Raw genomic sequence first — 12,191 nt, 5'->3', positions numbered from 1 at the left:
TGTTATCTTTACAAACTTATATTGTACTCCCCTTAAATTTAAATCACAAATACTATTTTTAAATTAATTTCACTTTAAATGTCGAAAGATTTATTAATCTATTTAATCCTTATTGATTGCTTTCATTTGGAAATTTTAGTATAATAAGCTCAATCATATTTTATAATTAAGAAAGGATGACGCCAGATGAATTCAACATTAACTAATCTGTATGATTATAGCTATTATTGTTAAGTTTGTATTTATGCTTGGAGTCATTCCCATCATAGGTACAAACTTTTAGACGTTTGTCTCTATGATGGCTATATCTTATTATAAAATAGATGCCGCATAGATAAAAAACTATGTGGCCCTTTTATTAAAAGCTTATCAAATTACCACATAGTCTATTGAAACTATGTGGTTTTTTTATTCATACGATAGAAAAGAGGAGAAAAAAAGATGAAGCAAAAAAAAGATATCATTATTGTAGGATTTGCATTATTTTCAGTATTTTTCGGAGCAAGTAATTTAATTTTCCCACCATTTATCGGGGTTACTTCCGGAAGTGAATGGTTAACAAGCTTTTTAGGGTTTGTTTTAGGGGATGTCGGAATTATTTTACTTTCAATTTATGCCATCGCTAAATGTGGTGATTATCAATCCATTGTTGGACGTGCAGGTAAAAATTTTGGACTAAGCCTAGAAATTATGATGATGCTTTGTTTAGGGCCAATTTTAGCTATTCCTAGAACAGCCGCAACTACATTTGAGTTAAGTATTACGCCATTAATTCCAGGAGTAAACTCAGTCTTTTTCTCAATTATCTTCTTTGCCTTAACCCTTATATTAACGATTCGTCCAACAAAAGTAATGGATATTATCGGGAAGTTCCTAACTCCTGTTTTATTAATTTGTCTAGCTTTCTTGATTGGAAAAGGAATGATATCTCCACTTGGAACATTAAATAATGAGATTAATTCAAATGAATTATTCGTTACTGGATTAACGCAAGGATATCAAACAATGGATGCTTTAGGAGTTGGAGGAATCACTGCATTCATGATAGCTTCTTTCATAGGGAAAGGATATACCTCACAGGAAGAACGTATTAAGTTAACGATTAACGCAACGATACTTGCTTGTTGTGGGTTAGCCTTAATATATGGTGGGTTAACTTACTTAGGAGCAACTGTTTCTAATCAATTTGATGCCTCTGTTTCTCAAACTGCTTTATTAGTTGCAATTACTCATCAATTAATGGGACAATCAGGAACAATTATTTTAGGTATTATTGTCGCATTAGCTTGCCTAACAACAGCAATTGGTCTAACTTCTATTACAAGTAAATATTTCGAAGACGTGACAAACAAAAAACTAAAATATGAACACATCGCTATTTGTATTTGTACCTTTAGCACAATTGCCTCAACAATTGGAGTCGATCAAATTATTGCGCTATCAGTTCCTATCTTAACTATTATTTACCCAGTATCCATTATCCTAGTTATTTTAAGTGTCTTAAAAAAATTCTTTAGTAACAATTTATCCTTCGTTTTTGCAGGATACACAACATTACTAATCAGTGCTCTATCTGCCGCTAATGTTTCATTTATGAATGAACTACCTTTAGCAAATTTAGGTTTAAACTGGCTTCTACCATCTTTACTTGTCGCAATAGTAGGAGAAATGATTGGCACTAAAAAATTATTAACCGTCAAAAGTCCTATTAAAGAATTATAAATAGGTATATTAACGGAGGTAATCTCTCATTCTAAAAATATAATCTATACAGAAAGGAAGCATTGCCGATGTCTTTACCAAGAGAAGAATATATTGAAATTCGTCATGCTCAAGCTAAAGGAGCTCGTACGATTGATGACATCTTAAAAATGACGTCCATTCAAGCTGATACTCCTGAAAAAATGAAAGAAATTGAGGATGTTCTATATCTTGCATGTAGCTGCAAAAAGGTATCAGTTGAAGAAGTAGCGATTGCTGTTCAAAATGGTGCAGATACAGTTGAAAAAATCCAAGAGCTTACAGAAGCAGGGACAGTCTGTGGACGCTGCATCCCAATCTTAGAAAATATTTTAGAACTTAAACATTAAAGACCTTGCGGAGCAAGGTCTTTTTCATTACATCATATTTTTTAAACGTTGCATCACTTGTGGATAACTTTGATATTCCTTAATTTTATTGTAAATATTGCGTCATCCGTTTACATTAACAGATTCATTAAGTTGATAAGAAAAAGGGGTTATCTATTTTGAGATAGTCCCTTTTATTTTAGTTGAACTTGAATTTGAATTTGCGTTAAATAATTATCGTATCCAATAACTGAAATTTCATCTAGAATAAACTCTTCGTAGGAATAACCTGAGAATTCCAGGTTATTTTGTTTAGCAAATTCAATCATTCGATCATAGGTTTGATACGTTGTATCGTATGACCCACGATGATAAGCAATCAAATATAATCCTTTTGGTTTCAAAAAAACCGTCTGAGCTTGAGTGACATCTTCGATTCGAGAATAAAAATGAGTATAGTCTAGATACTCTTTCTTAGCTAACCGCTGTGGATCAATCATGACTCCTACAGAATCCCAAGTCGTATATGAATTAAAATCTTCCCGCTTCATAAACTCAGATAAATGATCAAAAAATTCTCGATGATTAAATTGATCTAATTCAGGACTAATCATAAAATATTCTGCTTCCATCTGCTTTAACTCAATTTCATCGCCTATTAACAAGATCGCTCGTTTTGTCATTTCGACTTTTTCATGCATGATTTGTTTTAAAGTCTTTAAATGTTCAATTTCTCGATCAATTTGATCTATCTTCTGAGAAAAAAGGTGGATCAGTTGTTCTGGACTGCGACTATCTAAATAAGTTTTAATTTCTTGCAGTGACATTCCCATTTCCTTTAATACCGAAATCACCCCAAAAACTTCAAACTGTTGATAACTATAGTAACGATAACCATTAGGCTTTTTAATCGCTGGTTTAAAAATTCCAATCTCATCGTAATGAAAAAGGGTCTGCTTTTTAACCCCCCAAAGTTTTGCAAATTCTCCAGTCGTAAAATACTGATTCATACCTCATGCTCCTCTTGACTATACGGTAACCATATACTTTATGATAATTAAGAAAGGTGGGATTAACCTAATGAATACAGATAGTAAACAGTTAACCTTTAAATCATTTATGGCTTTTACAACGCCAACGATGATTATGATTGTTTTTTTATCACTTTACACGATCATTGATGGAATTTTTGTCTCACGATTTGTTGGACAAAATGCATTATCAGCCATTAATATCACGCTTCCACTGATTAGCTTAACGTATGGGATTGCATTTATGTTTGCAACCGGTGGTAGTGCCATTGTAGCAAAAAAATTTGGGGAAGGCAATTCGTTGGAAGGGAAACAAAATTTCTCATTCATTGTTTTATGCAGTGTGATTATTGGGATGTTCTTAATGATTATAGAACTTACATTTCTTCCAAATCTACTAAAGCTTCTTGGTGCAACAGAGAATCTTTATTCTTATTGTTATGAGTATGGATTTATTATCACTTTATTTACGCCAATTGCAATCCTAAAATCATTGTTTGATTATTTCATGGTGACCGCAAACAATCCTAAATTAGGACTCATAAATACGTTAATTGGTGGATTTACGAATATGATTCTTGATTATGTCTTTATCGTTGTTTTTAATTTAGGGATTTCAGGCGCTGCGTTAGCAACAGGGATTGGACTTTTAATTCCTTCTATGATTGGTTCAATCTATTTCATGAACCAAAAAAATTATCTTCATTTCACGAAGCCTAAATTAAAATGGGATGTTCTCATTCAAAGTATGTCAAATGGATTATCAGAAATGGTCACAAACTTATCCACAGCTGTCACGACACTTCTTTTTAATCTAATGATGATTAAGTATTTAGGTGAAGATGGGGTTGCTTCGATTACCATTGTTTTATATGCTCAATTCTTATTAATGTCTGTGTACTTAGGATTTTCATCAGGAGCAGCCCCTTTAATTAGTTTCAGTTATGGTGAAAACAATCATCCACAATTAAAACAATTAATCAAATATAGCTATCACTTCATTAGCGTTGCCTCAGTTGTAACGTTTGTACTTGCCTTAATTCTTGCGTCAACCATTATTAAGATATTTACCGGTGGTGAAACTGAGGTCTATCATATCACAAAAAGTGGCTTTTATCTGTTCTCCTTTAGTTTCTTACCGATTGGAATTAATATTTTTGCTTCCGCTATGTTCACTGCTTTTTCTAACGGAAAAGTATCAGCACTAATTTCAGTTTTAAGAAGTTTAATTCTCGTCATCATCGGTGTTATCCTCTTACCAATCCTCCTCGGAGTGAACGGTATTTGGTTAACCATCCCATTTGCTGAGTTCATCACTGTCGTGATTTCTATTAGTTTAACGAAAAGATATGCTAGTTATTATCATTATGAATAAAAACATTAAAGGGGCTGTCTCAAAATGAGATAACCCCTTTTCATTATTTAAATGTTAAATATTCCGCATAAACGTATCCAATTTCTCCTTCAAAAGAAATTTGAATCCATTCATCACTATAATAACGATCTAATACCTTAACCTTGTCTCCTGCATCTAAATTTCCGATGATATCTGTTCCTGTTGCTGCTTTCGCACGAACATTTACTCCATCAACATTACAATAAGCCTCATTATTATTTGTTTGAACTGGAGTTTGTTCCTGTTGTACTGGTTTTTCAGATTGTTGCTGCCCAGTTTCATGTGTTTGATCTGACGACTGCTCATTTGATGAATCTGTTGCTGGTGGTGTCACTTCTTCTTGCTTTTGATCAACCGATGTATCTTGATTTACATCTATTGAATCATCTGATGTTTCCACTTCAACTTTATCATAAGTTAAATAATCATTTTCAGATTTAGGTTGCTCATATGTAGCAGCCATAACACCTGTATAAACAATTAATCCCGCACCTAATGCTGTTAAAAGCCCGATAATTGAAACACCAAGCTTCTGTGTCCATGAAGTGACTTTTCCATCAAATTCATCTTTTTTCTTCGATTTCATCTTAATCCCTCCCGTGTTAAATCCTGTTGCAAAATCATTAAATAAATCGAGAATTTTATTATTTTAATTAATCATATCATAATTTAGTAGAATAATTATGTATTTTTCACTGACATTATCCCCCAATTAAAAAAGATTCAGCCTCAGTTTCCTACTGGACCGAATCTTTTATGCTTCAGTTTTCATCTTCTAAAAATTCAACTTGAGGCCGTGTTCCTACCCCATCATAAGTTATTAAATAATCGACTCGATTCTCTTTATACTCAATCACAATTTTAGTATGTGGAATGCCTTCCGGTAATGAACATTCTATATCTAAGATTTGACCATCTTCGACAATTTGTGTCTCTAATAAAGGAGTACCTTCAATTAACTTATCATCTTCATATCTAACTTGATAAATTGTAATCTTTGAGCCAATATGTTGTGGAATAACCAACAGTCGTTCATCACTTGGTTCTTGATTATATTCAATCACATCCAAATGGTCTACTATAGCTAATTGTTGCTCTGTTGGTTCATGAATAATAGCAGCGAGTTGTTTCTCACTCATCTGTAACTGTAGTAATTCCACTGCCTGATTGACCGTCGCACTCACAAGACAATCGACACGCTCCTCATTTTCGTCTGTTTGATTAATAGGTTCTTCGATTTGATCTGATTTTAAAACTGGTGTTTTAATTTCTACCTCGGAGTCAATAGGCGGCTTTTGTCCTTCAGCTGGAATATTTATAGAAGGTTGTGGATAAGTAATATCCATTGGTTGATTACTCGACTGACATGCTGATAAAATTCCAATTAAAATCCCTATTAACCCCCACTTTAATTTCATGATTCATCCTCCCTACAACGAGTTCTTTTACTAGTATTAGTCTATGCAACAGCAATTCAATCGAAACAAATCATCCCTATTTTCACTCTCATTTTTTCGACATAATCTTTATTTCTAGCGTCAGTAAACGCTTTTATTTAACAAGTGATGTATGATATGGTAGGATTATCATTTCTATCCTAGGGGGAATTTTTATGGCAATAGTAGAAGTAAATTTTCATTCAACATGTCTCAACCGAATGGTCACTTATAAAGCAATTATTCCAACCGAGCATCCAATCAAAAATCAACCCTTCAAAACACTCTATCTTTTACATGGATTTACAGATAATCATACTCAATGGTTGATGGGCTCACGTATTGCTCTACTTGCCGAGCAAGCTCGTCTAGCAGTTATTATGCCGGCAGGAGAAAATAGCTTTTATGTCGATGATGAACGACGTGGTCATCTATATGGTGAATTTATCGGTCGTGAGCTTGTAGAACAGACACGAGAAATGTTCCATCTTTCAACGAAACGTGAAGATACCTTTATTGCTGGCCTTTCAATGGGGGGATACGGAGCTGTTCGAAATGGCTTAAAATATCACGAAACATTTAGTCACATCGCTGGCCTTTCTTCAGCCTTTATCTTGGATCGTGCTCTAAACTCAACACCACATGCTGAATCACTTCTTGAACGTCGCTCTTATTTTGAAAGTATCTTTGGAAACTTAGATGAGCTCATCGGAAGTGATAAAGATTACAAAGCATTAATTCAAAAGTTAAAAAATGAAGCTGTGGATATTCCACAACTTTATCTCGCATGTGGAACAGAAGATTTCTTAATTGAACAAAATCGTGATTATCGTGACTTCCTAAAACAAGAAGCTATTGAATTTACATATGTTGAATCCCCTGGAATTCATGACTGGAAATTCTGGGATACCTACATTGAAAAAGTGATCGAATGGTTACCTTTATAAAATAGAAAGTTCGGCGAATGCCGAACTTTTTATTTATTTAATGAAAAGTAAAATTACTGCTTTCCTATCAAATAGCCCATTTTATAAAATGATTAAACTTCTCACTTTTTCACTATAAAATCCATTTTTCTACTGTTTAAAGTTAATAAACGACAAACATACTATATATAAACTAGAATTAGCGACTTTTTATATGCGGAATATCTATTATTTTTTTCAAATTGTGAGGCTATGTTTCCAAAATACGATTCATAAACTAATAAAATATAAATCATTTTCAATGAATTTCTACTTTTTTTATATACTAATACTACCGAGATTTTTATGATTTTGTGCTATGCTAAATTCAAATAATATTGGTTCACAATGATGTTATAGAATGGAGTTTTTATATATGACGAAACCCTTTTCCTCAAAACTACATTTTACATTGCTTCTTCTCATTAATATCACGCTCTTATCCGCTTGTCACTCAGGTGATTTAAGTAAAGAAAATCGACTTACCACCTCTGTTAATTTAAGTGATGCTCCCTTAGAAATCAATATTCTCGAAACAGGGAAATCAGATTGTATCGTTATTAAAGTTGAGGATAAAACGGTAATGATTGATACAGGTCTTGATCAAAATGGTGAAAAAATTGCAGATTTTCTAGAAAAAGAACAAATTGATGTCATTGATTACCTCATTATTTCTCACCTAGATAAAGATCATATTGGTGGAGCGGAAACTATTTTAGATGAAGTAGCTGTTTCAAATGTCATTCAGCCCAACTACACCCGTGATACAAAACAATATAAACAATATACAAAAGCACTAAACGACCATGAACTAACTCCCATTTATCTAATAAATGATATGACCTTTAAACTGAATGATGCAACATTCATCATTTCTCCTCCATTACAAGAAGAATATGAACTATCTAATGACTATTCACTCATTACTTCTGTTTCATATGGTAACCAAAGCTTCCTATTTGCAGGAGATGCTGAAAGTATCCGCCTTAGCGAATTTTTAGCAACAAGCCCACTACACTATACATTATTAAAATTACCTCATCATGGAAGATATAGTGAAAAAATCGATGAATTATTAACGGCCATTTCACCAACCTATGGAATTATTACTTGTTCAGAAGAAGAATATGCGGATACAGAGGTACTTGAATTATTAGCAAAACATCATGTCCAAACACTCATGACAAGTGATGGACCTATCGTCATTCGAAGTGATGGAAAAAATATTAGTGTGCATCAACAACTAAAAACGATTATTTCTTTCAAACAAAAAGGAGACTAAATTAACTTAGTCTCCTTTTCTATTGTTCAATTTGTTTAATTAATGCTTGTATCTCACCTTTTAATCTATCTGAACTCTGAATTAAATCATTTGCTAACTCCTTGACCCCATCATCTTCCGTTTGTTGCAAAATACTATTCATAAAGATCGTCCACACCTCACATTGTTTTGACAATCGTGTTAAAAAGTCCATATCAATACTATTCCCAATTAAAACAGTAGGTTGCTCACCTTCAACTTTAAGATTCGTTAAAATTTGTTGATAAATCTCTTCATAGCTGGATAAATAGGTAGCTTCTTTGGTTTCATCATAAACAGGATTCTCACTAACCTTCTTTTGAACTTTACTAATTTTCTTTAAATTTAATTTTAACCCATCAATGAATTGATCGACCGGCTGTTTTAATTCTTTTCGTTCACCATATTGAAGTTCATTTTTAGATAAAGCAATTAATGCTCTTTGATATTGTAAGACCTGATTTAAAAAATCAGTATTTAAATCGCCTGTTTTTTCTGTGGAACCAAGGCTATCTTTTAGTTCTAGATAGATTAAATCAATTTTCTTCAAGTAGTCGCTTTCTTTTAGATTTGGCCCATCAGCTGCCTTTACAGAATAGGTTAAAAGAAAGATTGAAATAAATGTGAACAATAATTTTCTAAATACGTTCATCACTTCACCGCCTTATTCATGCATTCATAATTATTATTTAATAATCATCTTCTATTTATGTAAGATAAATGCTCATCAAAAGATGTCGAACTTCTCTTTTATAATTTAACAATTTTTTTACCCCTAATCAGGTATGCTTGAACTACAAAAATTCAACCAAATTATTTCCCAAACCAACAATACAAGTTGCGTACATGTGTATTTTAATTTATAGAATATATCTATTAATCAGTTTTATAGCTTTACGGCGATGTGGTGGATTAACTGGTAAAAGCGGGTTGAAAAAGTTTAATAATACTTAATCTTGAGTTTTATAATAGTATTTAAAAATGGAGAATTAATAGAATCATAGAGGATAATAGGGAATATGATAAAAAAATAGCCCCAGTAGAGAAAAAAAGAGGACAAAAAAAGAGAGGAGATGAAAGAGGATAATAGAAAATAAGAATAAACAAGACACAATAAAAAAGAACGATTTTTATAAAATCAGTCAAAAAATTGATCCCTTTCTCCTCCTTCTATAACATCGAACAAACTAAGTGGTGAAGGATAAAGAGTAGTTTAAAAATGAAATTATAATCTGAAAGATTCGATTACAATTTCTCCTATTTCTTATCCTATTGTTTCATCATGCATCATCTTAATTAAGGTGTAAAAATATTTAATAAAATGTGCTATATAATATCAAAATTCAACAAAATCGGTTATAATGTAGGCATAGTATTACTTCACTTTAATTAATAGGGGTGCTTAAAAATGGAGATACAAAACAAAAAAATAAAAAAACGTGGTCTTACTGCTCTTTTAATTACAGGAGCCATTGTTGGAATCGGTATGAGTACTAATCATGTAATAAAAAAAGTGGCACAACAAAAAGCTAAATCTGATGAAATAAAACGTCTAAAAGATCTTGAAGATGAAGAGTTTGATGACTTATTTGAATAGTAAAAAAACACCTCAGTTAACATTTGAGGTGTTTTTTTACGTCTTTTTCTTCACAAAAACTCATATTTCAACAATTTTCGCACCGATTGGACTCATTTTTTATCCACACTTTCCTAAATCTCCTATCTCGACTTCCATATGGATAAAAATCATCACTTCTTTTTCTTAATCTGTGGATGATTCTAACTGCTTAGGTATTCCCCCCTTCAGGAATCATTCCATCTAGAGATAAATAATAGTTTCAGATTAGTTTTAACTCATTATTTAATTCATACCCCAACGGTGTTGGGGTATTTAATTTAGCAATCCCCTCGCTTAAAATATTATCTACATACTTTATAACACGCTTAACGTACTCCCATGAGCTACAATAATCACGAGTTTTCTTTCGACCTCCCTAAATCTGACACAATATATTCATCCATTCTTCTCAAACATGTTTTCAGTGTTAGAGACATTATCCGTTAATGGGAACTCCTCTTGGTTTAAATCATAATCTTTAAATTCATATCCTGGATAACGTCGGTCCTCTTTTGTTAAACCTCGTGGGCGCCCCCCTACATAATAACACCATTTATGAACTTATTCTTCCACATAAATCTCAGCTGTTTTTTACTTATTTAAACCTTGTAACGCACCATAAGAACGCTCATTTACCTTCCATGGCATATACGAACAGGAATCCATATTAAAACCATCTCATAAAGAATAATCCCTAGAGTTCCAATGACGTATTTAAGATATGAGGGCTCACCATCAAACTCAATTCCATTTTCACGTAGAAATTTAGTCACCATTGTAGTCTCTCTTAACCCATTTTCAGATAACTCTACATCTGTCGAACCTATAAATTTATTTTCTAATTTCCGATGCTTACAACATGACGAACTAGCACTAATTTAATTATTAAATTTTCAACTGATTCTAGTAACACTCTATATTAATTAAAACTAATGATTACACTCAGTTTAACTTCAATTAACTTCTTCTGAAGAGATTTGTATAGCGAAATGTATTTCCATTTTCAGAATCAGTCTTAATTTCTAAAACACTTTGCTAAGAAGACATCCTATAGTCTCGAGGCTACCTAGTGATTTCCGAAAGAAATCTTTTCCTCAACTACTAGGGCTTGTCGTACCTACCATTTTGAAGAAAATGTATCTAACGCTGGTAGGGTCTTAAAAGTTTTTACGATATGAAGAACTTATCCGGGCTTATATATAGTAACTGATTAATCACATATCTGTAACTCAGACTCACTATAGAAACACTCAATCATTCTACCGTTTATAAAATCACTACTTCTTATCAATCGTTGGTTTCACGTATATCAACTTTGCTAGCAACAGCATTTTACTCATGCTTATCTTTATTATTCTAGCTATCTTGGGGATATTCGCTCTCTGATTCCATGTGTATCTGCGAGTGATGCTCCTATTAATTAATGTCGGTATCATCATGAAGAAAGAACGAAAAATAAACGCTAATCTCCTGTGATTTAGCGATAAATTCGCCATGATATCGTACTTTAGAGCGTATCAATATCTTATTAAATAAAATTAGTTGAGTTACTTTTTATTTTCTTTAACTTTTAAGTATTTCCTGTTTATTTTAGTAACGTAAGTCAAAATTAAATCATCATTTTATCTTTATTTTGACTAATGGATAATTAGTAAACAAATTCAACCCTTATTGGCAAGTCAGATTAAATGCACAATAAATTGAGTCTAACATGAGAAACTATTTCTTACCTAATGCTATAATTTAGAAATCCATTGCACGATGAGTGATAAACAAAAAACACCTTATCATCGTAACCATTAGCTTCTTATTTCCTGGATTATTCCTCATATTTATGTCACAACTGATAATCAAAATTCTTAATTATTATGCATCACTTATCCACATTTCCTAAAAATGTTCCACATGGAACTTTTTGGTTCTGTGGATAAGTAGTTTTTTGTAGCTAATTCTCTAGATATTAATCTAAATTTGTCAAAAAAATAGTCAAAAATCAAAAAAGAGGACTTTTTATTCATCGGTTTCAGTTTAGAGAGAGTTTTTACTAAATTGTTATTAAAATTGTATTCAGAAAAACAGCTATTTTTACATAGCTGTTTTTTGTTGATATATCAACATTTTTTAGCTTTTTATTTCAAAAAAAATAGTGTTTTCACACCTGGTTTTACACACAAATAAATAGCGGTCATAAATTTATGACCGCTATTTTTATACTTGTAAAAGTTATGACAATTTTATATGCAAAAATACGTGAAAAAATGATTGAAATTCTCTTTTTTAAAGTATCTGTATTTTTTATAATAAAAACATAGATTCTTGGGTAAATCAATTATTCTTATCGAACAATAAAATGCACAAAAACTCAAAATTTTTCTT

The 12,191-nt window shown here is 32.0% G+C and carries 10 protein-coding genes; 6 read left to right on the top strand and 4 right to left on the bottom strand.

Annotation, left to right across the window (positions count from 1 at the left end):
• Positions 1 to 441: 441 nt before the first annotated feature.
• Both brnQ and NEH74_RS06325 read left to right on the top strand, forming a co-directional pair.
• Positions 442 to 1,722, top strand: a complete 1,281-nt coding sequence (brnQ, locus tag NEH74_RS06330) for a branched-chain amino acid transport system II carrier protein (RefSeq protein WP_262941200.1) — start codon at positions 442 to 444, stop codon at positions 1,720 to 1,722.
• Between the two features lie 68 nt (positions 1,723 to 1,790).
• Positions 1,791 to 2,090: a (2Fe-2S)-binding protein gene (locus NEH74_RS06325; protein ID WP_055244897.1), complete on the top strand. Its 300-nt coding sequence runs from the start codon at positions 1,791 to 1,793 to the stop codon at positions 2,088 to 2,090.
• 173 nt (positions 2,091 to 2,263) lie between these two features.
• On the opposite strand, the gene NEH74_RS06320 is transcribed toward NEH74_RS06325, so the two are convergent.
• Complete coding sequence (locus NEH74_RS06320; protein WP_055244895.1) at positions 2,264 to 3,079, bottom strand: MerR family transcriptional regulator; 816 nt, start codon at positions 3,077 to 3,079, stop codon at positions 2,264 to 2,266.
• Between the two features lie 70 nt (positions 3,080 to 3,149).
• Here NEH74_RS06320 and NEH74_RS06315 point away from each other — a divergent pair, with 70 nt between their 5' ends.
• Positions 3,150 to 4,475 (top strand): MATE family efflux transporter, encoded by a 1,326-nt coding sequence (locus NEH74_RS06315; protein ID WP_237257897.1) that lies wholly within the window; start codon positions 3,150 to 3,152, stop codon positions 4,473 to 4,475.
• Between the two features lie 43 nt (positions 4,476 to 4,518).
• On the opposite strand, the gene NEH74_RS06310 is transcribed toward NEH74_RS06315, so the two are convergent.
• Both NEH74_RS06310 and NEH74_RS06305 read right to left on the bottom strand, forming a co-directional pair.
• The gene (locus tag NEH74_RS06310) at positions 4,519 to 5,082 is read right to left on the bottom strand and encodes an SH3 domain-containing protein (RefSeq protein ID WP_055244893.1); all 564 of its coding nucleotides are present in this window, start codon (positions 5,080 to 5,082) and stop codon (positions 4,519 to 4,521) included.
• Between the two features lie 175 nt (positions 5,083 to 5,257).
• A complete protein-coding gene (locus NEH74_RS06305) occupies positions 5,258 to 5,914 on the bottom strand; it encodes a hypothetical protein (RefSeq protein ID WP_055244891.1) in 657 nt (218 codons plus the stop codon).
• 194 nt (positions 5,915 to 6,108) lie between these two features.
• Between NEH74_RS06305 and NEH74_RS06300 the strand changes: the two genes are divergently transcribed.
• Both NEH74_RS06300 and NEH74_RS06295 read left to right on the top strand, forming a co-directional pair.
• Positions 6,109 to 6,879: an alpha/beta hydrolase gene (locus NEH74_RS06300; protein WP_262941199.1), complete on the top strand. Its 771-nt coding sequence runs from the start codon at positions 6,109 to 6,111 to the stop codon at positions 6,877 to 6,879.
• A gap of 394 nt (positions 6,880 to 7,273) precedes the next feature.
• On the top strand, positions 7,274 to 8,179 hold the full coding sequence (locus NEH74_RS06295) for a ComEC/Rec2 family competence protein (protein WP_238580581.1): 906 nt from the start codon (positions 7,274 to 7,276) through the stop codon (positions 8,177 to 8,179).
• Between the two features lie 19 nt (positions 8,180 to 8,198).
• Here NEH74_RS06295 and NEH74_RS06290 read toward each other — a convergent pair whose 3' ends face one another.
• Positions 8,199 to 8,849 carry a hypothetical protein gene (locus NEH74_RS06290; protein ID WP_055304551.1) on the bottom strand — a complete coding sequence of 217 codons (651 nt, stop codon included), beginning with the start codon at positions 8,847 to 8,849 and terminating at the stop codon, positions 8,199 to 8,201.
• A 756-nt stretch (positions 8,850 to 9,605) separates the two neighbouring features.
• On the opposite strand from NEH74_RS06290, the gene NEH74_RS06285 reads away from it, so the two are divergent.
• Positions 9,606 to 9,794: a hypothetical protein gene (locus NEH74_RS06285; RefSeq protein ID WP_262941198.1), complete on the top strand. Its 189-nt coding sequence runs from the start codon at positions 9,606 to 9,608 to the stop codon at positions 9,792 to 9,794.
• Positions 9,795 to 12,191 lie beyond the last annotated feature (2,397 nt).

It is taken from the genome of Turicibacter sp. GALT-G1, assembly GCF_025594995.1.
Classification (GTDB): domain Bacteria; phylum Bacillota_I; class Bacilli_A; order MOL361; family Turicibacteraceae; genus Turicibacter; species Turicibacter bilis.
The sequence above is the reverse complement of the archived record's forward strand: the minus strand, read 5'-3'. Positions and strand labels throughout refer to the sequence as shown.

Bases quoted from the DNA above. Each gene is read 5' to 3' on its own strand.
- NEH74_RS06300 (WP_262941199.1), top strand. From the start codon at position 6,109: ATGGCAATAGTAGAAGTAAATTTTCATTCAACATGTCTCAACCGAATG.
- NEH74_RS06325 (WP_055244897.1), top strand. From the start codon at position 1,791: ATGTCTTTACCAAGAGAAGAATATATTGAAATTCGTCATGCTCAAGCT.
- brnQ (WP_262941200.1), top strand. From the start codon at position 442: ATGAAGCAAAAAAAAGATATCATTATTGTAGGATTTGCATTATTTTCA.
- NEH74_RS06315 (WP_237257897.1), top strand. From the start codon at position 3,150: ATGAATACAGATAGTAAACAGTTAACCTTTAAATCATTTATGGCTTTT.
- NEH74_RS06295 (WP_238580581.1), top strand. From the start codon at position 7,274: ATGACGAAACCCTTTTCCTCAAAACTACATTTTACATTGCTTCTTCTC.
- NEH74_RS06305 (WP_055244891.1), bottom strand. From the start codon at position 5,914: ATGAAATTAAAGTGGGGGTTAATAGGGATTTTAATTGGAATTTTATCA.
- NEH74_RS06320 (WP_055244895.1), bottom strand. From the start codon at position 3,079: ATGAATCAGTATTTTACGACTGGAGAATTTGCAAAACTTTGGGGGGTT.
- NEH74_RS06290 (WP_055304551.1), bottom strand. From the start codon at position 8,849: ATGAACGTATTTAGAAAATTATTGTTCACATTTATTTCAATCTTTCTT.
- NEH74_RS06285 (WP_262941198.1), top strand. From the start codon at position 9,606: ATGGAGATACAAAACAAAAAAATAAAAAAACGTGGTCTTACTGCTCTT.
- NEH74_RS06310 (WP_055244893.1), bottom strand. From the start codon at position 5,082: ATGAAATCGAAGAAAAAAGATGAATTTGATGGAAAAGTCACTTCATGG.